A 20,503-nucleotide genomic window follows, 5' to 3' on the forward strand; every position below is an offset into this window, starting at 1 on the left:
GACCTTCACCTCGGGGAAGGCCACAGCATCGGTGGGACCGGGCGACGTGCCCGGTACGAGGAGGAGTGGCATGGACCTGTTGACCATCGGAGCGTTCGCGAAGGCGTCCCGGCTCTCGCCGAAGGCGCTGCGCCTCTACGACGAGCTCGGTCTGCTGCCCCCCGCTCGCGTCGACCCGGTGACCGGCTACCGGCACTACGCGCCCGAGCAACTGGAACAGGCCCGGCTCGTCGCCTGGCTCCGGCGGCTGGGGATGCCCCTGGCCCGCATCCAGCGGGTCTGCGCGCTGGACGCCGGCTCCGCCGCCCAGGAGGTCCGTGCCTTCTGGGCACAGGTCGAAGCCGACACCGCGGCACGACGCGATCTGGCCACCTTCCTCGTCGACAGCCTCTCCAGGAAGGACCCCGCCATGACCCCGACCACCCAGCCCCGGCCCCTGGGAATCCGCTACGCCGCGCTCTCCGACCCGGGCCTGGTCCGCGCGAGCAACCAGGACACCGCCTATGCCGGATCCCGGCTGCTGGCCGTCGCCGACGGCTTCGGCACCGCGGGAGCCCCGGCGAGTTCCGCGGCCGTCGGCGCACTGAAGCACCTGGAGACCGACAGCATTCCGGCCGGGAGCCTCCTCGACGTCCTCGAAGACGCCGTCGACCGGGTCCGGCAGGCCGTGGACGGCGCCGCAGGCACCGGCTCCCGGCCCGAAGAGGCGGGCACCACGCTCACCGCGATGCTGTGGACCGGCTCGCAACTGGGCCTCGTGCACATCGGCGACTCCCGCGTCCATCTCCTGCGGGACGGGGACCTGTTCCAGATCACCCACGACCACACCATGGTGCAGTCGATGGTCGACGAGGGACGGCTCAGTCCCGAAGAGGCCGCCTCCCACCCCCAGCGGTCCCTGCTGCTCCGAGCGCTGGGCCGAGGAACGGCCGCCCTTCCCGACCTGCGCCTGCGCGACGTCCGGGAAGGAGACCGGTATCTGCTCTGCTCGGACGGGCTGTCGGCCGTCGCCCCGGCGACCGAGATCCACCGCGTGCTCGCCGGGGGCGCAGAACCCGAGGAAACGGTCCGTGAACTCGTCGCCCTCGCCAACGGTTCCGGCGGACCCGACAACGTCAGTTGCGTGGTGGCCGACATCCTGGCCCTCCAGCAGCAGGCGTGAGCGGCATGCACGGCGCATGGCACCGAACCCGCTTGCAGCAGCTCCGCCGGGAAGCCGACGAACACCGCCTCGCCCGACAGGCCCGCGGGAGGGCAACTCCGCCCGCCTCCACGGGAAGCGCCTCGGGTCGCAGTCCCACAGCCACGCCGCGTCCCACACCCGGCCGGGAGCGCGCCGGCAGACGGGGCGTCCGGGGACGGTTCCTCCGCTCGCTCGCCAAGGCGCTCCGGGGGCCCGGCAGAGCACGCGGGCTGCTGCGCGACTGAGTCCTTTGCCGCTCCGTGCCCAGGTGCCCTAGAGTCCGCGGAATGCGGTGCAGGACGGGTTTGGCCGCGGCCGGGGCCGTCGCCGCCCTGGCCTGGGGTGAGTGGGTGAACCGGCGCTGGTCCCGCGCTCTCGTGGCGAACGGCGGGGGCGCTGCCGCGGCTGTGGTCGTGCTGGGCTACAAGAACCCGCGGGCGACGGCGAACTTCGTCAACCGCTGGCGCGTACGGGCGGGAATCCGCTCCATCGGCACTGCCGCTGAGCACGAGACCTGCGTGATCTTCAGCGGGGGCGCGGTCGGCAGCAGCGTGCCGGAGGCCCGGTTGATGGCCGGGTACGCGCGGTCGGTGCTCGGCTTCGAGGGCAGGGTGCTCCTCGAGGAGCGGAGCGCCACCACATGGGAGAACATCGCCAATGTGCTCCCCCTGCTCGAGAGCGCCGACCGCATCAAGATCGTCTCCCAGCCCGCGCACGCGCTCAAGGCCCGCGCGTATCTGCGGCGGCAGCGCCCCGACCTCGCCGAGCGGCTCGTGCGCGCCGAGGACTACCGCCCCGGCGAGTGGCTGATCGTCAAACCGCTGCTCGCGCTCCACGGGGTGTGGACCCTCCGCGGGCTCACGGCCGACGAGCGGAAGCCACCGCGTCGGACCGCTGGTTGACGGCCGCTGGTTGACCACCGCTTTCGCGGCGCCGGCCGCGGCGATTCCGGCGGCGGGAGAGGGCGGTGCGCTGAGGGGCCCGGACAGCGGCTCCCGCGCCCAGGGAGTCGTGGGCCGCTCCCTGCCGGGCGCTCCCCTCGCGCTACGATGCGGGACCGTGGCTATAGGTAACCCTGGAGGAGCAGCGTACGGCGGCCCGCCGCCGCGGAACGTCCCGGCGAAGGAGCTGCGGCCCCGGCGCCTCTGGTACGTGGTCGCCGCGGTGCTGGCGCTCGTGCTGGCCGGCAGCGGCACCGCCGTCATCGTGTCGGCGGTGCGGGACACGGTGGATTCGATCGACACCGACCACACCTTCCCCAGCGGCGGCTCGCGGACTTTCCGTTTCACCGCGGGGGAGACCAAGGCGATCTACGCCTCCGTCTCCGGGCGGGGCCGGGTCAACTGCCGGATTCCGCAGATGCAGTCCGGATCCATGAAACAGCCGGACAGCACGTTCCGGATCACCAGCGGGTCCCGCACCTGGGAGCGCGTCTTCGAGGTGAAGCCGGGCAGCAGCGGCGACTACACCCTCACGTGCACCTCGGATCGGCAGACCGAGTTCGCGCTGGGGGACGAGCCCCGCGTGGGAACCGCGGTAGGTTCCGTCCTCGCCGCGATCGCGCTGTTCCTCGCCGCGGTCGCCTCGGCCGTGACCATCAGCGTCGTCACCGCTGTCCGCCGGGGACGCCACCGCCGCCGGCTCACCATGCCGGGCCCGCAGCCCTACCCGGGCCATCCGGGCCCGCCTCCGTTCGGCTCGCCTCCGTTCGGCCCTCCTCCGGGAGCGTCCCCGCCCGGCCCGCGGTCCTGAGGCAGAGTCGGTCGGACCGGCCGGTGCATCCGGCGCGGTGGGCCACCGCGACGGCGCCCCGCTGCCGGCGTCGGCTCCGCCCACCGGGCGGTCCGCCGGCCCGGAGAAGGCGGGTAGGCGGAACCGGCCGGTGCAGTGCGGTCTGCCCGTGCGGACAGCGATGCTGCCCGCACGGCCCGGTGACGGCGCACCAGGCCGGCGTTACAGTCGCGCCCGGGGACCGAGCAGCGGAAGGAATTCCATCTGTGCACGCTCACGAGCGCCTCCCGGACAGCGAACAGCAGGGCCAGGTCACAGCCGGGCGACAGGTCACGCGGACGCCGGGGCAGGTGGCACGCGCACCGTCCGCTCCGCTGCCGCCCTCGGCGACGACCGCCTTGCAACGCACCGTGGGCAACGCGGCGGTGGCCCGCATGGTCGAGAAGAAGCGGCAGGAGCGGGGCGGCGGCGCCCCGGTGCAGCGCTCCTCGGTGCCTCAGGTCCTGCGGTCCGCGGGGCGCCCGTTGGACGGCGAGGTCCGCTCGGAGATGGAGGCACGGCTGGGGGCGGACTTCTCCGATGTCCGGGTGCACACCGGGACCTCCGCCCGGGCCTCCGCCGAGGAGATCGGTGCCCGCGCCTACACGTCGGGCAACCATGTCGTCATCGGTGCGGGCGGCGAGGACCGGCACACGCTCGCGCACGAGCTCACCCATGTCATCCAGCAGCGCTCCGGAAGCGTCGCCGGCACCGACCGCGGTGACGGGCTCAAGGTCTCCGACCCGTCCGACCGCTTCGAGCGCGCGGCCGAGGCCAATGCCACCCGGGCCCTGGCGGAGCCCCTCGTCGAGGCCCCGGACCCGGCGACCCGCGCGGGGGAGTCCGCGCACCCCGGCGACGCTGTACAGCGTGCCCCTTCCGCCTCCTCGTCGAAACGCAAGAAGGACGAAGCGGGGATCAAGGGCAACAGCCCGCCGCCGCGGCGGGCCACGCGGGCCAGCGCGCGCGGACCTGTCGACCTGGACCACCCGAGACTGGAGTTCCGGTCGTGGTACGAGGGTCCCGCGACGCAGCGGCTCAACGCCGATCAGAGCATCGGCTTCGGGCAGGCGGCCACCCTGCACAACCCGGCGAACGCACCGCAGCGCGTCTCCACCAACTACCACTTCTGGCAGCAGGTGACCGACCGCAGCGTGCAGATCGTCGCCGCGGACGGCCTCCACGACCAGTCCGTGCAGCGGCCCTGGGGGCAGGACGCCCGGTACCGGCCGCCGTACACCAGCGAGGTCATCAACGACGAGCCCGCCCAGATCACCTTCAACGACAATCCGGGGTTCAGCACCGACCAACGGCTGACCGCCGGGTACTTCGTGAAGTCCTACAGCATCAGCTTCCGCTGGAAGGTCGCACGCGCCGAGGGGACGTGGAACACCAACAACCCCGCATGGACCAGTCCCGTGGTCACGCACACCTTCACCTCCGCGTTCGACCCGGACGAGCCGGAGGCCGCTTCCGCAGTCGTCCACCAGGCCGCGGGCGATCACACCTGGAACGTGGACCTGACCAACGTGGGCAACGACAACGACACCGACACCGACGGCGGCAACGGGTAGGCCGTCCGGGTCCAGCACCGGTCGGCGGGCGGCCGCTCCCGTCCGCCGACCGTGACTCAGCTCCGGCGGAAGAACTCCAGCTCGCCCAGAGCGATATGGCGCCCTTCGCCCGCCCCGGCGGCGGCGCGCACCACGAGCCGGACCTCCACCACATCGGAGATGCCGGTGTGCACGGTCTGCTGACCGGGCTTGTCGCTGAACGTCAACTCCTCGGTGTGCCGCGTACCGTCCTGGCTGGTGACCACGAGGTCCGCGCGAACCGGCCGGGCCTGCGCGTGGAATTCCGCCGGGGTCTTCGAGGCGCCGATGTGGACGACGACGGCCACCAGGCGGAAGGGCTCGGCGAAGCGGCAGGATACCGAGTCGCCCACGGCCCGCGCGCCCCAATAGGTGTTGGTGAGCCCGTCCGTGGCCGCCGAGGCGGGGTGGCCGGGTGCCTGGGCGCCGGCCGAGACCTTGACCGGGCCGATCTCCTCGGCCTTGCCGAGCTTGTCGCGGATGTCCTCGACGGCGGACCGGCCGGCGGGCAGCAGCAGGAAGCCGCCCGCCGCCAGGGCGAGGAGCACAGCGAGGACGACGAGGCCGCGCAGCAACCGGCCCGAGCCGCTGCGCACCCGGCGCCGGAACGGCCACACGGTGCGCCACCAGGGCAGTGGCGACACGGGTTCGGCGGGGTGGAGCGGGGCGGCGCAGCGCCGGCAGAACCGGCGTTCGGGCTGGTTGGCCGTGCCGCACGCGGGGCAGGGCGGGCCGTGGGACTCCGGCGCCACCGCCGGGGTTCGGGTGGCGGGTCGGCGGAATGCCGGTCTGGCGGGCAGCACGGGCCCCACCGGTTCGTCCTCGGGCAGCGCCCGGCCCCCGGGCGCCACCCGGGTCGCGCGCGCCGCGGGGCCTGCCGGTGGCGGCCGGTCGGCCGGTGCGGACGTCCCGGCGGGTGCCTCCCGGCCGGGCTCGGGTTTCGCGGGGACCGGCCCCGGTTCGGCCGGTGCGGGTTCGGCCGGCCCCGGTTCGGCCGGTGCAGGTTCGGCCGGTGCAGGTTCGGCCGGTGCGGGGGACGCCGGTTCCGCGGGTTCGGCCGGGGGCGGCACCCGCGGAGCCGGGGCGGATGCCGCGGCGCCGGTGGACGCCGGGGCCGGGCCCTGGCGGGCGGCCGTCTCGTTCCGCGACCAGCCCAGGTAGGCGCCGCAGTTGCCGCAGAAGTCGTCGGTCTGCCCGTTGGCCGATCCGCATGCCGGGCACGAGGGCATGAGTCAACTCCCTTCGGGTACGTCCGGGTCCGGCAGGATCTCGACCCGGCAGCGAAGGTGGACGGGGCACGACGCGGCGACCAGGTCCCGGATCCGGGCCTCGTCCACCTGCCGGCCGTCGGCGGCCCGGACCCGGACCAGCAGCTCCCCGGACGGTGCGGGCGGCAGCTCGGCCCCGGGGGTGGACGACCAGACCGCGCCGCCTCCGTCCACGACCTCCGCATGCACTCCGAGGCACAGGCGGAGCCGTTCGGCGAGACCTCGGCTGGTGCCGCGCCACCGGTGCAGTTCCAGCGCGCGGACGACAAGCGCCCGGCGCAGTCCCTCGGGGACCTCCGGATCGGGCTCGACCCCCACCCAGGATGCCAGCCAGGGCAGGAAGTCGCCGGGGGCGAGGGCCGGATCGAAGTAGGCCGGGAGGTTGTCCAAGGTGGCGAGCACGGGGGCCAGGACCGTGTCGAGCCCGGCGGTGAACCGCTGGGCGAACGGGTCGTCCGCGTACAGGGCGGGCAGCAGACCGCCGATCGGGTGGCGGCTGGCAAGGCCGGGGACGGCCGCCCGGGTCATCGCTCCTCCCCGGGGACGGCCGCCGGGGTGACGGCGACCTGGTGCTGGTAGGAGAACACCAGGGCGCCGGGGGCCACCTCGATGCGCTCGGCGGGAGACCCGCGCCGCCCGGTGATCGGGTCCGCCGGGAACAGCAGCACCTCCTCCACCAGGACGACTCCGGCGACCCGTTGGAGCACGGCGAACACCTCCCCGTACTGCACCGGCCGGCCGAAGGCCCAACCCGCCCGTTCCGGACCGCCCTCCAGCGGGTCGAGGTGGCGGAAGAGGGCGGTCGTGGCCGCTTCGCGCACCTGCTCCACGTCCTCGGCCGGAGCGCTGAGCCGGGCGACGACCGTGACGCCCTGGTACGCGGGGGGCTCGACCAGCAGGCGGGTACCGACCAGGCGCCGTTCGTCGAGCCGGGCGGCGATCGCGGAGAGCACCTGCTCCGAGGGGATCAACTGCTCGAACCGCAGCCGGCCCCCCTCGTCGGCGACCGCGTCGGGCACCACGAGGACGCGGACGGCGCCGGGCTCGCCGGGAGCGGCGGGCAGACAGCGGGCACGGCGGACGGAGGGGGCGGCCTGCCGGGCGATCCGCTCGTAGTCCTCGGCGGTGACCGCCCGCTCCTGCATCCGCAGCATGTGCGGTGCCCGCAGTTTGGCGTTCTCGACGGTCTCGCCGTCGACTCCGCCGCGCGCCGCCTCACGGTTGTCGACTCCCGCGACATACGGCACCGAGCTGCGCAGCACCGAGATCGCGCCGCGGGCGACGTTCCCGGCGGCCCCACCACCGGTCCGGTAGCGCGGCACGCGGAGCTGCGCTCCCTTCTCGGGCACCGCTCCGTAGGCGCGCAGGGTTCCGTCCGCCTCCCGCACCGCGGGCGGGAAGGCGAACTCGCCGCTCGTCGCGTCGAGCACGACGTGCCGGTCCCCGGGTGCGGAGGCACCGAAGTGCTCGACGACGGTCCACGTCTGCCAGCCCTCGGCGGAGGACACCTCGACCACCGGCGGGTCGCCGTCCAGCAGCACGGGCGGTCTGCTCAGGGCGAACCGCTGCCCCGCGACCCCTTCGGAGACACCCAGCGGAACGCCGTGCACCGCCTCGGCGTGCTCGACGGTCGCCGTGCCGCCGACGGTGAAGATCTCGGCCTCCCGGACGGTGGGGGTACCGGAGTAGAACGCCTGCCCCCGTTCGGGCTCGGTGACCCGGCAGCGCAGCCATCCGGCGCGGGTTCCGGCAACGACCGAGGGAGTGTGCCCGGCGGGCACGAACACGATCACCTCGCCGGGCCGGTTGAGACCGCCGGTCGTGTCGGAGCCGGTCTCGCAGCCCGTCCAGCGGGTGCCGTCCCACGCCTCCCAGGCCAGCGGCGGATTCCGGGGGTCGACGCCGACGCCCTCGACCCGGCTGTCCAGCCGTACGGCGACGACGCACCGGGGCACGGCTCTGGGCAGCCCGAACAGCAGCGCGTCGCCCACCTGCGGCGCCGTCTGGAAACAGGGGATGTCACGCCCCTCGGCCAGCGGCGCCGTCCGGTCGGTCTGCTCGCCGGAGACGGGTGCGGTGACCAGCCGGTCCAGCGCGCTCGGCACGATGGGCAGTTGCCCGGTGGTGGAGAAGACGACCTCGTCCGCGGTCTCCCCGCGTGCGGTGGCGACCTCCGTCCCCGCCGGAAGCAGCACGGTCTCCGGCTGCGGGGCCGACAGCCAGAAGTCGACCTCGGCGGTGGCCGCGGTGGGCGGGAACAGCCGCATTCCCAGCAGGTCGAGGAAGGCCGCGTAGTTCTTCTCCGGTACCCGGTTGAGCCGGTAGAGCAACTGGTCGACCAGGTAGGCGAACGTCTCGATGAGGGTGACGCCGGGGTCGGAGACGTTGTGGTCGGTCCACTCCGGCGAGCGCTGCTGGACGTAGCGCTTGGCCTCGTCGACGAGTTGCTGGAAGCGCCGGTCGTCCAGGTTGGGTGAGGGCAGCGCCATCAGCCGGCCCCCTCCTCGCCGCGGCCCGCCGCGGTCGGGATCGAGTAGAAGGGGAAGACCAGGTTGCGCCGGTCGTTGGTGGAGCGCACGGTGTACCGCACGTCGATGTAGAGGGTCCCTTCCTCGGCCGTGTCGAAGGCGATCGTCACGTCGGTGACCTCGATGCGCGGCTCCCAGCGCTCCAGCGCGATCCGGACCTCGTGGGCGAGGCGACCGGCGGTGGCGCCGTCCGCGGGGGCGAAGACGAATTCGTGGATGCCGCAGCCGAATTCCGGGCGCATCGGGCGCTCGCCGGGCGCGGTCCCCAGCACCAGCCGGATCGCCTCCTCGATCTCCCGGTCGCGCTCCACCATGGCGATGCCGCCGGTGGGTCCCACGCCCAGCGGAAAGGCCCAGCCGCGGCCGATGAACCGCTCGCTCACAGCGGTCCCCCGATCAGCACGGTGGGCTCGCCCGCCGCGATGGTGGCCCCGCAGGTGGTGGAATCCCGCATCCGGGCCGCGGGCAGCCCGCCGATCAGGACCTGCCCGGTGAGCGCGGTGGCCGGGTTGGGCAGGATGACGTTGCCGGGGCCCAGTGCCGCGTGCGGCACGATCACGCAGGTGTGGACACTCCCCACCACGGCGGCGGGTCGGCCCCCGATCAGTACGGTGGAGACGCGGGGCATGCTGCCCGGTGGCGGGGCGGCGACGACTCCGCCGTGGGCAGTGGGATCTCCGGTGCGCGCTGCTGGAGGCATCGTGGGCGACTCCTTGCTCCTGAGGGGTGGGCTGCGTGATCAGGTGGGCGGCGGCGGTCAGTTGATGCGGATCAGCTTGGCCTTGAGCACCGCCAGCAGTCCGCCGTCCAGCGAGACCTGCGAGGTGCCGTCGATGTGCACCGCACGTCCCTTCACCCGGACCTCGCCGGTGCCCGCGTCGAGGGTGATGCCCGAGGGCGAGAGCGTCACGGAAGCGAGGGTGTTCCGGCCGCCCGGACCGGTCACCTCCAGGGCGATCTCGTCGCGCCGTTCGTCGAGGACGACCTTGAGGCGTTCGTTCCCGCTGGACAGCCGCACTCCCGAGACGCCCCGGGGGGTGTCGAGCAGTTCGAGCCGGTGCCCGGAACGGGAGGCCAGGGAGCGCCGGTTGACCCTGCCGCTGGTCCCGTCGACGAGCGGCACGTCGTGCGGGGAGGGGGTGTCGACGCCGTTGTACAGTCCGCCGAGCACGTAGGGGCTGTCGAGCAGGCCCTGTTCGAAGCCCACCAGCACCTCGTCGTTGACCTCGGGGCTGAAGACTCCGCCGCCCCCCTGGCCGCCCCATTGCAGGGTGCGTACCCAGTCGGTCACATAGTCCGCATCCAGCCAGGGGAACTTCAGGCGCACCCAGCCGCGTTGGGCGCCGCCGGCCTCCCGGATGTCGGTGACCACGCCGATGGCGAGGCCCGGCATCCGCGGGCCGCGCCCCGGGGCTGCGGCGCCCGAGGTCAGGCCCGCCAGCGAACGGTCCGGGGAGGCGCTCACCAGCACGGTGGTGCGGTAGCCGCCGTGCGGTTCGAGGACGTGCTGCGCGGCGGTCGCCGTGTAGCGCCCGGAGAAGTGGGGGCCCACGTTGCCGAGCGCGACGGGCTGTCCGGCGCGCAGCCGCGGGTCCCCCTCGGCGACCGCCTCGACCTCGCCGAATCCGGAACCGACCGCGGCCGCGAGCGAGGAGGCCGCGGCTGCTGCCTCCGCCTGGCTGCGGTAGGGCGTGTCGGCCACCGTCATCCGGGCGGCCGGGTCGAAGGCCCCGCCGGCCGCCGAGGGGCTCATCCCCGGAGTGACCGTCTCGCTGCGGACGGCCTGCTCGCCGGCCACCAGCGGGCGTTTGGTGTCCACGTTCCAGCCGCGCACCTCGACGCTGCCGGCCCCCTCGGACCCGGTGAGCACCGCGCGCAGTGCGAGCAGATTGCGCCCGTACTGGAGGACGAACGGGCTGCTGGTGGCGGGGGTGGAAGGCGCGGGCGCCGACGCTGCCGGCCGGGGGCGGACGAACTCCAGCAGCCCCTTGTCGTCCATGCCCACCTGCGTGCCGCACTCCCCCGCCAGGTACTGGAGGAACTCCCAGTCCGAGACGTTGGCCTGGGAGAGCTGTTTGTGCGTGATCGGCGGGGCCTCGATCCGGCCGCAGGCCAGACCGGCTCCTGCGGCTACCTTGCGGACGATGGCCGCCGTCGTCATGTTGCGGTAGGCCACCACCTTCCGGCCGCGCTGCAGCCGGTGTGCCGCGGACAGTGCCCGGACCACCGTGAAGGAGCCGGTGGTGTCGCTGTCCAGTTCGACGGCAGTCACCTCTCCGGTGAACAGCCGCTCCCTGGCATTGCCCTGCGCTGTGACGACCGAGATCCGTACGGCGGTTCCGAGGGTGATGCCGGTGGCGGTGAGCAGTTCGTGGTCCGGGTCGCGGTAGGTGAGGACGGCGGCGTCCGGCAGTGCGACGTTCTCGTCGACCACGCAGCCCACCAACTGGGTGACCCAGTGCGCGGGGAGTTCGCCGGGGGCCTCGACGATCGGGTCGGCGGCGAACGACCGTCCGCCGCGGGCCTGCGGTGCGCTCATGGCTCCTCCCTCGTCCCGCCGGCCGTGCCGGGGATGACCAGTTCCGTGCCGGGGGTGAGCGCCAGCGGATCGTCGATGCCGTTGGCCTCGGCGATGGTGCGCCACGCCGCGGGATCGCCGTACTCCCGCCAGGCGAGCAGCGGCAGGCTGTCCCCGGCGACCAGCCGGTAGGTGCTGCGGGCCTCGCGCGATCCGGAGGTGGGGTTCTGGCCGGGAGGGTCGACGCTCGCCTCCTCGATCGAGAGCGAGCAGGTGGCACGCAGCGGGGTTCCGTCGACGTCGAAGAGCGTGTAGGAGACGGAGAGGTCGCACAGGACGCCGTCGAAGGAGGTCGTCCTGGCCGTGCCCCACTCGAACCGCACCCAGGGGCTGGCCGGTTTCTTGCGGGCCAGGCTGCCTGGAGTGGGGACGCAGGCCGTCATCAGGGTCTGTACGGTCTCCTCGACCGAGTTGTCGTGTGAGGACGTCGCGTCGAGGAAGACGTCCATGGTCAGGGAGCGCGGGCCGCTGCCGACGAACTCGGGCAGGGCGGACTGCCCGGCCATCCGGGAGGGGGTGCGCCGCCATTCGGTGCGCTTGCTCAAGGAGAGCGCCGCCGGGTTGAACTGCAGCGAGAGCCGGGCCAGTGTGCCGCCCGGCCGGGCGCCGACCGTGGCGGGCGGCTCCATGACGGTCAACTGCGCTCGGGCGCGGCTGGTGCGGGGTGCGGCAGGCACGGCACTCTCCTTTCGGTCCGGCCGGTGGTGGCCGTGCGGTTTGTGTCACCGGGGGCGGCGTTCAGGAGGGCCGCAGTCCCTCGTGCGCGATCTCCAGCGTCTCGATCGCGGCCTGCGAGCTGGCGGGGTCGAACGAGGGCCCCTGCCAGCGCACCGGGACGATGCCGAGGACCTGCCAGCTGACGATGCGGCTGAGGTCCGGCTTGAGGGCGACGATCTCGCCGTCCTTGGGTTCGACCCGGGTGAGGATCTCGTCGAGCCATTGCGCGATCTTCGCGGTGTCCTCGGTGACCGGTCGGGTGAGCGTGATGTTGGTCCAGGTGATCCTGCCGGGAAGCTGCCACGCGAAGCCGTTGTTGCCGCCCTCCGCGTAGCTCTCCAGTTCCACTTCGGCGCCGAGCCCGGAGCAGGTGTGGAAGGCGCCCAGGTCGCTGCCTCCGATGGCGAGTTTGAAGAACACGCTCGTCGCGAAGATGCTGTCGGTCATCTCTCCGTCTCCCTTGCCGTGCGCGCCGCGCGGTCCCGGTCTCCTTGGCCTGCATGGTCAGCGCCGGCCTCCGTGCAGCCTTCCGGCACGTTCCCGGTCACGCCGCAGGTCCGCCCGGAGCAGCCGGCCGAGCGGGTCGAGCAGCCGCCGGGCGAGTTCTTCGAGGTCGATGCCCTCGATCCCCCGCGGGTCCGCCGGCCGCTGCGGTGGCGGACTGCCGTCCGGGGCGTCGTCCCGGCCCGCCGGTCCGGCGACGGGGGTGGCCGGGACCCCCGCGAGACCGGCGTCCGCCATGCGCTGCAGCGCCGCCGCCCGGGCGGCGGCCCCGTCCGCGCGGCGGGCCGGGGATTGGGGGCGGCTGCCGGTCGGCCGGCTCCCGCCCGGTTCCGGGCGCCGCGCGGGCTCCGGTCCGGGGCGGGTGGGGCGGGGTGGCGGGAGCGGAGCACCGGCACCGGCACCGGCCGACGGTGCACGCTGGGCGGCCCGCACCGGCAGGGACGGCGGCGCGGCGGAGGGGGCTGCGGACGTGCCGCCGACTCCCGGGTCCGGCCCCGTTGCCGTCCCGGTCCCGGCTCCGGGACCGGCCGCCGGCCAGGCCGGTACGGCCCCCGCCGTCCAGGAGGTGGGGTGCGGTCCGGGCCCGGCCTCGGTCGGGGGTGCGGCCCGGACGACCGGAACCCCGCCCGGCGCCGCGGCGGGTGGCAGCGCAGGGGTGGTGTACACGGTTCGGGCGGAACCGGTTCCCCCGTCATGCGGGGCCCGTTGGACGGGCGGAGCCCCGTTCGGCACGTCAGGGCCCGGATGCCCGGCACCGCGCGGCGCCGACGAGCCCGAGCCGACGGGCCGCACGCCGAGTGCGGCCGAGTTCCCGTCCGCACCCGAGACGGGGTCACCGGTCGGCGTGCGCCGGTGCTTCGGCGTACGCGGCAAAGGACCCGGCGAGGGGGCGGCGGACCGCTGCGGGGTGCGGTACGGCGCGGAGGCCGGCCGGGTGGCCGCGGCCAGGGGTACAGCACGCGGCGCTGACGGCGCGGTGCGGGCCTGTGAGTCCGCTGTGTCCGGTGCCGGGTGGCGGACGTGGTGCACCGGTGGACTGGCCCCGGCCTGCGGGGACATGGCCGGGCCGCGGGACGGAGCCCGTTCGCCGGCGGCTGCCGGCCGGGGAGGGCCGGTGGTGGCGCGCTGGAGGGCGGCCCCGCTGCCGCCCGTGCCCGAGGCACTGCGCGGGGTCGGGCCGCCGGCCGGTGACGCCTGGGGAGTCATGGGCGTGGACTCTCCGGGCGGCGGTTTCCGGCGCCGCCTGCGCCGTCCACGCCGCTCGGAAGCGGGCTCCGCGCAGGCGGCTTCGGGCTGCCGCGGAACCTGCCGCACCGGCTGACCTGCCGGTGGGGCGGGCGACGTCGCGGCCGGGGCCCCGGCCTCCCGGTCGCGCCGCCAGACGACCGGGACCGCGGGCAGCGGCGCTCGCGCGGCGGCGGGTACCGACGCCGGAAGCGACGCGCTGCCCGGGGCGGCGACCTCGAGGGGCCGGTCGCCGAGCAGGGCCAGGGCCCGCTGGACGGCCGGAACAGGTGCCAGGGGGCCGGAGATCCGCACCGGTGCGATCCTCCGCGTCCCGGCACCTCCGACGGGGGGCTCGGGCCCGCCGCCGGGCACCGCGCCGACGGCGGGTGCTGCGGTGCCGGTGGTTGCCGTACGCGAAGGCGCTTGGGCTCCCACGGTGCCGTCCGCACCGGCAGGCGGCGCGGGGGCGGTCGCGTCCGTGCGGTGGCCGTCGGCGCCCTCGGTGCCGCTGTCGGCCCCGGTGGAGCGGGTGGTGCCGGAAGGCTCCCCTGGAGCGGGTCGGGTTCGGGCCGGGGCCGCGGAAGCGTCTTCCGGCCTGCTCCGGACGGGCGCACCGCGGGACGGTGCCGCTCGCGGCGTGGCCGCGGTCGGCGGCAGCGAGGGCAGCGGCGCGCCGAGGCCCGCTCGCCGCCCGGACCCGCTCGCCGGTGCACCGGGGCGCGTGACAGGCGCCGCACGCTGCACATCGGGCGATGTCCGGGAAGCGGGAGGCCGCGTCTCGGGCCGGGCGCTCCCGGCTGCCGCGGACGGCTCCTGCCGCTGTGCGGCGGCCGGACGCTGCCCGGCCGCCGGTCGCGTCTCCTCGGCCTGCCGCTGCACCGCCTGCGGCCGGAGGACCGGCATCGTCCCGGTGTCCGCCGCCGGGGCGGCGTCCGGGCGGCGGACCCCGGGTTCCCGGGCGGATGCCGGAAGCGTGCGCTGCGGCGGGCCGAGCCCCGGCCGCACGGTGCGCGCTTCGCGCGGACGGCGGTCCGGCTCCGTGCCCCGCGGGTCGGGATGGCCGGAGTGGCCGGAGTGGCCGGGGTGGTCGGGGTGGTCGGAGTGGCCGGGGTGGTCGGGGTGGTCGGGGTGGTCGGGGTGGTCGGGGTGGTCGGGGTGGTCGGGGTGGTCGGGGTGGTCGGGGTGGTCGGGGTGGTCGAGGAGGGGCCGAACCGCCTCGTGCCGGGCGGCTTCGGGGCCCGTGGGCCCGGGCCGGGTACGGCGCTGCACCGGGGGGAGGGAGCGTTCGCCCCTCGACGCTTCCTGCCGGGCGGAGGTGGCGGGCCGGGTGCCGGCCGCGGCGGCCCCGCCACCGGCCCGTGCGGGGTCCGGCGGCGTCCGGGGCGGGAGCGCGGCAAGTCTCCGGACGGGGCCTGCCGGGCGCCGGGCCACCGTCGGGGAAGGCCCCGCCGGGATCGGGCGGACGACGGCACGCGGGCGCGGAAGCGGCCCGGACTCCCCTGCGGACACGTCCGGTTCCCGGCCGCGGACGGAGCCGGGTCGTGGGCCAGGTCGCGGGGCGGGCGCCGGAGTCCGGCCCGGTGCCGGATCACTCCCCCGGCGCCCCGCTGCCGAGGCGGTCGGGCTCGCGGCGGTCGGCTGCGGCGCGGGCTGCGGAGCGCCCAGCGTGCCCGCCTCCGGTTCCGGCTCGGACCGCGTCGGGGGCTCCGGGGTGCTGCGCACGGCGCGCAGCAGCAGCGGAGCCCCGTGGGTGAGCGCCGACGGGGCCGAGGGCCGGGCCATGTCGGGCATCCGGCCCGGTGGCGCCGAGGGCAGGACGGCGTGACCGAGCCCGCTGCCGAACGCGGGGTTCTGCCATGCGGCGAGCCGCGCTCTGAACCGGAGGCCGTCGCTGATGCCTGCCAGTGGCCGCCGGGAGAGCGTCGTCTCCGGCGCGGGGACCTGCCGCCATCCCCCGTCCCAGCCCTCGCGCGGGGCGGGCGGCGGCGCGGCGGGCCCGGCGCCGGGTGCCTGAGGCGCCTCGCCGACCGGGGTGCCGTCGGCCGGGGCGGCTCGGCGGCGTCGCTTTGTGCTCCAGAACCCCACCTGATCAACCGCTTTCGTTCACTCGGGTGTTGATCCGTGCGATCTCGTTCACCCACTGCCGGCGCTCCGCGTGGGTGAGGTCGAGGATCTCCTCGCGCTGCCAGTGGAAGTGGTAGGCGACGTACGCGATCTCCTCCCACAGCCGGGGGAGGGCGTACGTCACGATTCCCCCAGGCGCCCTCCGGAGAGGTCGACCTCGAAGGAGCCGTGGCACAGCGGGCAGGTCACCGCGGCGTGGGTGTGGCCCTCGCTGTTGACGCGCCGGTAGAAGTCCTGGAGGAAGGCGACATCCGTGGCGTACATCCGTTCCACGACCCCGGCGTGCACGTCGGTGACGGTGCCCAGCCGGGTGATGACCTGGCTGAGCAGCACCACGCTGAGGTATGCGGGGTTCTCCTTCACCCGCAGGTCGATCTGCGGCCGCAGTTCGTCCCGCGCGGTCGCGAGCCGCATCGAACCGGTGCGGTGCACCGTACCCGCGTCGTCGACGTATCCGCGGGGCAGTTCGAAGGCGAACTCCGTACGCAGTCCGGTATGGGGCTCCGCGGCGTCGGATCCCGGTGGCTGCACCGGGGCCGCGCCCTGGGCGGGCTCGGGAGCGGGGGATGCTGCCGGCCGGTCGGGGGGCGCCGTGGCTTCGAGGAACTCCTCGAGGTTGCTGGTGGAGACCTTCCTGCGCTTCATTCGACCACGATCTCCTCGAAGGTGATCGTCACGGTCTCGGTGGCGGCGCTGGACTCCCCCGCCTTCAGCGAGGGGCCCTCCCACTTGCTCGCCCACCCTTGCATGAGCTGGATACGCCGGACGGTCTCGCCCGTCGAGTCCTTGATCTCGATGGTGAGGTTCTGCCGGGCGGTGTCGACAGCGCCGTTGTTCAGCGTCTCCTTGATCCAGCTTGTGAACTCGCTGCTCTGGTCGAGGCCGCGGGTGATCGTCACCTCGCCGGACTGCCGGGCCCCGGGTTGCTTGCGGATGATCTGCTTGCCGTCCGACGACACCTGGCGGACCTCGACGACCTCCTCCTCGACGGTCAGACCGCTGACCTCTTGGATGGACTCGACGAGGTAGCCGCCCAGCTGAACGCCGAACACATGGGTGGAAAGAGCATCGCCTTCAGCCATGGTTGCTTGTCACCTTCCCGGTTCCGGACTCTGCGGGTCACTCGTTGACGAGGCTGGTGCTGTCGGAGAACTGGGACAGCCGGAAGACCACGAACTCGGCGGGCTTCACGGGGGCCACTCCGATCTCGCACACGACCTGGCCCAGGTCGATGGACTCCGGCGGGTTGTTCTCGCGGTCGCACTTGACGTAGAAGGCTTCCTCCGCGGTGCGCCCGAAGAGCGCACCGCGGCGCCACTCCTCGGTGAGGAAGCCGGTGATGTTGCGCCGGATGCTCGACCAGAGGCGGTCGTCGTTCGGCTCGAAGACGACCCACTGGGTGCCCAGGAGGATCGACTCCTCCAGGTAGTTGAAGAGACGCCGCACGTTGAGGAAGCGCCAGGCGGGGTCCGACGAGAGCGTCCGGGCGCCCCAGATGCGGATCCCCCTGCCGGGGAAGGCGCGCACGCAGTTGACGCCGATGGGGTTGAGCAAGTCCTGCTCCCCCTTGCTGAGCCGGGTCTCCAGGTCCACGGCGCCGCGCACGACTTCGTTGGCCGGGGCTTTGTGGACACCGCGCTCGCCGTCGCTGCGCGCCCATACACCGGCGACGTGGCCGCTGGGCGGCACGAGCGTGTTGCGTCCTGCGGACGGATCGAACACCTTGATCCACGGGTAGTAGAGGGCGGCGTGCGGCGAGTCGAACCCGGCCTCGTCGTTGCGCCAGGTGCGGACCCGCTGGGCCGGCAGGCCCGGCGGGGTGTCGAGGACGGCGACCCGGTCGCCCATCTGCTCGCAGTGCGAGACGACGGCGAGCTGGACCGTCTTCACCCCCTCGGCGTCGATGTCGCCGCGCTGATGCGCACTCATCAGGTCCGGCACCGCGACCATGGTGATCTCGTCGATCGCCTCCAGCCCCGCGAAGCCGGTGCGGGCCGCCGCGTCGCCGACGTACTCGGCGGGGTCCAGCCGCGCCACACCGTCCGGCGGGGTGCCGGGTGCCGGTGCCTCGGCGGGGGCGGTGGCCAGCGTGGCGCTCTGCTGCTCCGGGCGGGAGGCGGAGGCGCCGGGGCGCTCGGCGACCTCGATGAGCTTGGAGTCCCGCGTCTGGGTCACCAGATAGCTCTTGACGTTCTTGCGGGTGGAGGCGTCGTAGGTCTCGGCCACCTTGCCGTTGTGCCGCACCACCAGGCGGAAGCGGTCCTCGGGCGGGTGCTCCCCCTCCGGTTCGGTCACCTCGACGGCGAGGTCCCCCTCGGCGCCGGACCTGGCCGAGACGAGGAAGCCGCCGATCGGCGTGGGCTCGGGCGTACCGCTGCCGGCAGGGGTGGCCGTCGTGGTCCCTCCGTCCCCGGCAGCGGCCTCCGGGGAAGGGCCTCCGACCCGGACCACATAGGCGGTTCCGCCGCCGTTGGCGAAGTACCCGTACACGGCGTGCGCGAGGTAGGTCCCCCGGGCGAAGGCGCCGAAGGTCTGCACGTACTGGTCCCAGTTGGTGACCAGCGTCGGGGTGTGGAACGGACCGGACTCCGCGAACCCGACGAAGGCGGCGACCGCGGTACCCACTCCCTCGATGGGCCGAGCTCCGGACTGCACCTCCTCCACATAGACGCCCGGGGTGAGGTACGACGGCATGCGCGCTCCTTCGGGTGGCCGCTGGGTCGCTGCCGAGTCTCGTGCGCCGAAGGGCAGGGCAGTAGGTCCCGGAGTCCTGGCCGGAGGGCAGACGTGCTGCCTTCCGGGGCACAGGGGACGGGGGCGGACGGCCCTTGCGCCCCGGTTCGGCCGGGCGCCCCGGTTCGGCCGGGCGTCCCAGTTCGGCCGCGCGCTCCGGTGCGGCCAGGACCGGGTGGGCGCTGCGGGACGGCCTCCCGTCACCCGGCCGCGGAAGGGCCGCTCTCCTTCGCGCCGTCCAGCCAGGGGCCGAACTCGCTCTCCAGCACCAGGCGGCCGAGTTTGCGGTACTCCTGCAGGACCGCCGAGACGACCTGCGCCGTCCCCAGCGGCTGTGCCGACTCCGCGGCCAGATAGGCCGCGGTCACCGCGCAGGCGCGGATGGAGCCGCCCGCCAGCTCGAAACGCTCGGCGCAGAAGTCCAGGTCGAGCCCGCCGTCCCGGGGGATCCGCGCGCCCAGGCACTGGTCCCACAGCGCGAGCCGCTGGTCGCGGTCGGGCATCGGGAACTCGGCGACCACGTCCAGCCGCCGGGTGAACGCCTCGTCGAGGTTGGCGCGCAGGTTGGTGGTGAGGACGGCGATCCCGTCGAACGACTCCATGCGCTGCAGCAGGTAGGCCGATTCGACGTTCGCGTGGCGATCGTGCGCGTCCTTGACCTGCGAGCGCTTGCCGAAGATGGCGTCGGCCTCGTCGAAGAGCAGGACGCCGTTGACCTCGGACGCCTGCGCGAAGATCCGTTCGAGGTTCTTCTCGGTCTCTCCGATGTACTTGTCGACGACGGTGGACAGGTCGACCACGTACAGATCCATGCCCAGCGCGCCCGCGACGACCTCGGCCGACATGGTCTTGCCCGTACCGGACTCCCCCGCGAAGAGCGCGATCACCCCACGCCCGCGCCCTCCTCCGGGCCGCATCCGCCACTCCCCCAGCACCTGGTCCCGGTGGCGGGCGCGCAGCGCGAGTTCCCGGAGCTGTGCGCGCGTCGCGTCGGGCAGCACCAGGTCGGACCATCCGACAGCGGGCTCCACACGGCGCGCGAGCTGTTCGAGACCCGCGCCGTTCTGCGCGCGGGCGGCGAGGCGCACATCGCGCTCCGAGACCGGGCGCCGCTCGGCTGCGGCGCTGCGGACGGCGAGGGAGGCGGCCTTGCGGATCTGCTCCGCGCCGAGTCGCCAGGAGGCGACCTCCTCGGCCAGTCCGCCGCGCGGCGGGGCCGTCGCGCCCGGCAAGGGCACCCCGGCGGTCCCGCCCGCGGCGGCCAGCGCCCGCTCCCACCGCTGGAGACGGCTCGGCCTGCCGGGCGGGGCGACGGCGAAGGGCACCGGACTCTCCTGCGCCCACCGCGGGTCCCAGCCCGTGCGGCCGTACAGGATCAGGGGCGTTCCGGCGGCCGTCTCGCACAGGTCGTACAGCAGCCGTGCCCGCTCGGGGCGCCGGAGTTCGAGCAGATCGACCGGGCCGGCGACGATGCCGCCCGCGCCGAGCCGCGCCTCGAAGGCCGCCAGGTGCGGGAGGTGCGCCGGGGCGGGCGCGGCGAGGAGCGCGGCGAGGTCGAGCACGAGCGGGCGCAGCCCGGCGGAAGCGAGCGCGTCGAGGGCCACCGGGGCTGCGTCGCCGTCCGTCGCACGCAGGTACACCAGCGGGCTGCTCGTGGTCAGCAGGTCGCGCACCCGGCGGACGAGTTCCGGATCGGCGGCGCCGTCCGCCCGCCCCACGCGCACGATGCCGCGCAGCCGGTGGTCGATCTCGTCGTCCCCGAGCAGATACGCCGTCACCCGGTCGGGTACGCGCAGGACCCGCGAGAGCAGCGGGCGGTCGGTCTCGGTGAGTTCCAGGACCCCGCGGCCGGCGAGCGGGGCGGCCGGTGAGAGGCGGAAGCGTCCGGGCCCTGCGGTGGGCAGACCGCACAGTTCCAGGGCGAGGCCGACGGTCGGCCGGCGCCGCGTCAGATCGTCGTTGAGGTAGCCGTAGAGAGGTTCGAACCGGGCGTCGAGGTCCGGTGCCACGGCCACCAGCAGCAGCTCGATGTCGAGGGGTGCCAGGCCGAATGCCTCGGCCAGCCGGCCGAGCGCCGAGCCGGGCGGCGGCAGGGCCGGCTCGACAGCCTCCACCGTCGCGGCGAGCGCGTCGCGCGGGGACTGCGCTGTGCGTCCGGCTGCCTCCGGGGTGAGGTACTGCCCGCGGTAGGGGTCGTCCGGCTCCGGGTCGACAGCGCGGCGGGCCGCCACCGCGGAGCGGACGCGCCGCTCGACGCGGGCGAATCGCGCCCACAGGTC

Annotated in this window: 19 protein-coding genes; 5 read left to right on the forward strand and 14 right to left on the reverse strand. The window is 74.6% G+C overall.

Features of this window, described 5'->3' with window-relative positions:
• The first annotated feature begins 70 nt into the window (after window positions 1-70).
• The 4 genes from BMX65_RS27535 (at window position 71) to BMX65_RS27550 (ending at window position 4,527) form a co-directional block, all read left to right on the forward strand.
• Window positions 71-1,162, forward strand: a complete 1,092-nt coding sequence (locus tag BMX65_RS27535) for a MerR family transcriptional regulator (protein WP_075003063.1) — start codon at window positions 71-73, stop codon at window positions 1,160-1,162.
• Between the two features lie 308 nt (window positions 1,163-1,470).
• Window positions 1,471-2,085, forward strand: a complete 615-nt coding sequence (locus BMX65_RS27540; RefSeq protein ID WP_075003064.1) for a YdcF family protein — start codon at window positions 1,471-1,473, stop codon at window positions 2,083-2,085.
• A 157-nt stretch (window positions 2,086-2,242) separates the two neighbouring features.
• Entirely contained in the window at window positions 2,243-2,935 is a 693-nt protein-coding gene (locus BMX65_RS27545) for a serine/arginine repetitive matrix protein 2 (protein ID WP_239502243.1), read from the forward strand.
• A gap of 245 nt (window positions 2,936-3,180) precedes the next feature.
• On the forward strand, window positions 3,181-4,527 hold the full coding sequence (locus BMX65_RS27550; RefSeq protein WP_075003066.1) for an eCIS core domain-containing protein: 1,347 nt from the start codon (window positions 3,181-3,183) through the stop codon (window positions 4,525-4,527).
• Window positions 4,528-4,583: 56 nt separating this feature from the next.
• Here the strand turns inward: BMX65_RS27550 and BMX65_RS27555 are convergent, their stop codons facing one another.
• From BMX65_RS27555 to BMX65_RS32600, 9 genes are all read right to left on the reverse strand, one after another.
• A complete protein-coding gene (locus BMX65_RS27555) occupies window positions 4,584-5,774 on the reverse strand; it encodes an NADase-type glycan-binding domain-containing protein (protein ID WP_075003067.1) in 1,191 nt (396 codons plus the stop codon).
• A gap of 3 nt (window positions 5,775-5,777) precedes the next feature.
• On the reverse strand, window positions 5,778-6,341 hold the full coding sequence (locus BMX65_RS27560; RefSeq protein ID WP_075003068.1) for a phage tail protein: 564 nt from the start codon (window positions 6,339-6,341) through the stop codon (window positions 5,778-5,780).
• A complete protein-coding gene (locus BMX65_RS27565; RefSeq protein WP_075003069.1) occupies window positions 6,338-8,302 on the reverse strand; it encodes a putative baseplate assembly protein in 1,965 nt (654 codons plus the stop codon). The genes BMX65_RS27560 and BMX65_RS27565 overlap by 4 nt, the downstream gene beginning before the upstream one ends.
• Window positions 8,302-8,724: a GPW/gp25 family protein gene (locus BMX65_RS27570; RefSeq protein ID WP_075003070.1), complete on the reverse strand. Its 423-nt coding sequence runs from the start codon at window positions 8,722-8,724 to the stop codon at window positions 8,302-8,304. The genes BMX65_RS27565 and BMX65_RS27570 overlap by 1 nt, the downstream gene beginning before the upstream one ends.
• The gene (locus BMX65_RS27575) at window positions 8,721-9,041 is read right to left on the reverse strand and encodes a PAAR domain-containing protein (protein ID WP_075003071.1); all 321 of its coding nucleotides are present in this window, start codon (window positions 9,039-9,041) and stop codon (window positions 8,721-8,723) included. Before BMX65_RS27575 ends, BMX65_RS27570 begins: the two co-directional genes overlap by 4 nt.
• Window positions 9,042-9,098: 57 nt before the next feature.
• Entirely contained in the window at window positions 9,099-10,880 is a 1,782-nt protein-coding gene (locus BMX65_RS27580) for a VgrG-related protein (protein WP_075003072.1), read from the reverse strand.
• Window positions 10,877-11,548 carry a CIS tube protein gene (locus BMX65_RS27585; protein ID WP_075003165.1) on the reverse strand — a complete coding sequence of 224 codons (672 nt, stop codon included), beginning with the start codon at window positions 11,546-11,548 and terminating at the stop codon, window positions 10,877-10,879. Before BMX65_RS27585 ends, BMX65_RS27580 begins: the two co-directional genes overlap by 4 nt.
• 109 nt (window positions 11,549-11,657) lie before the next feature.
• Window positions 11,658-12,083: a phage tail protein gene (locus BMX65_RS27590; RefSeq protein ID WP_075003073.1), complete on the reverse strand. Its 426-nt coding sequence runs from the start codon at window positions 12,081-12,083 to the stop codon at window positions 11,658-11,660.
• A 57-nt stretch (window positions 12,084-12,140) separates the two neighbouring features.
• Window positions 12,141-12,377: a hypothetical protein gene (locus tag BMX65_RS32600; RefSeq protein ID WP_143081896.1), complete on the reverse strand. Its 237-nt coding sequence runs from the start codon at window positions 12,375-12,377 to the stop codon at window positions 12,141-12,143.
• Between the two features lie 2,656 nt (window positions 12,378-15,033).
• On the opposite strand from BMX65_RS32600, the gene BMX65_RS33080 reads away from it, so the two are divergent.
• Window positions 15,034-15,192 (forward strand): hypothetical protein, encoded by a 159-nt coding sequence (locus tag BMX65_RS33080; RefSeq protein ID WP_162637695.1) that lies wholly within the window; start codon window positions 15,034-15,036, stop codon window positions 15,190-15,192.
• 264 nt (window positions 15,193-15,456) lie between these two features.
• Here BMX65_RS33080 and BMX65_RS33085 read toward each other — a convergent pair whose 3' ends face one another.
• From BMX65_RS33085 to BMX65_RS27615, 5 genes are all read right to left on the reverse strand, one after another.
• Window positions 15,457-15,615 carry a DUF6760 family protein gene (locus BMX65_RS33085; protein WP_177214361.1) on the reverse strand — a complete coding sequence of 53 codons (159 nt, stop codon included), beginning with the start codon at window positions 15,613-15,615 and terminating at the stop codon, window positions 15,457-15,459.
• Window positions 15,612-16,136 carry a hypothetical protein gene (locus tag BMX65_RS27600; RefSeq protein ID WP_075003075.1) on the reverse strand — a complete coding sequence of 175 codons (525 nt, stop codon included), beginning with the start codon at window positions 16,134-16,136 and terminating at the stop codon, window positions 15,612-15,614. Before BMX65_RS27600 ends, BMX65_RS33085 begins: the two co-directional genes overlap by 4 nt.
• On the reverse strand, window positions 16,133-16,573 hold the full coding sequence (locus BMX65_RS27605) for a phage tail protein (RefSeq protein WP_075003076.1): 441 nt from the start codon (window positions 16,571-16,573) through the stop codon (window positions 16,133-16,135). Before BMX65_RS27605 ends, BMX65_RS27600 begins: the two co-directional genes overlap by 4 nt.
• 37 nt (window positions 16,574-16,610) lie before the next feature.
• The gene (locus BMX65_RS27610) at window positions 16,611-18,185 is read right to left on the reverse strand and encodes a phage tail sheath family protein (RefSeq protein WP_075003077.1); all 1,575 of its coding nucleotides are present in this window, start codon (window positions 18,183-18,185) and stop codon (window positions 16,611-16,613) included.
• A gap of 239 nt (window positions 18,186-18,424) precedes the next feature.
• Window positions 18,425-20,500 (reverse strand): ATP-binding protein, encoded by a 2,076-nt coding sequence (locus BMX65_RS27615; protein WP_075003166.1) that lies wholly within the window; start codon window positions 20,498-20,500, stop codon window positions 18,425-18,427.
• Window positions 20,501-20,503 lie beyond the last annotated feature (3 nt).

Source organism: Streptomyces qinglanensis (assembly GCF_900111245.1).
GTDB classification, from domain to species: Bacteria; Actinomycetota; Actinomycetes; order Streptomycetales; family Streptomycetaceae; genus Streptomyces; species Streptomyces qinglanensis.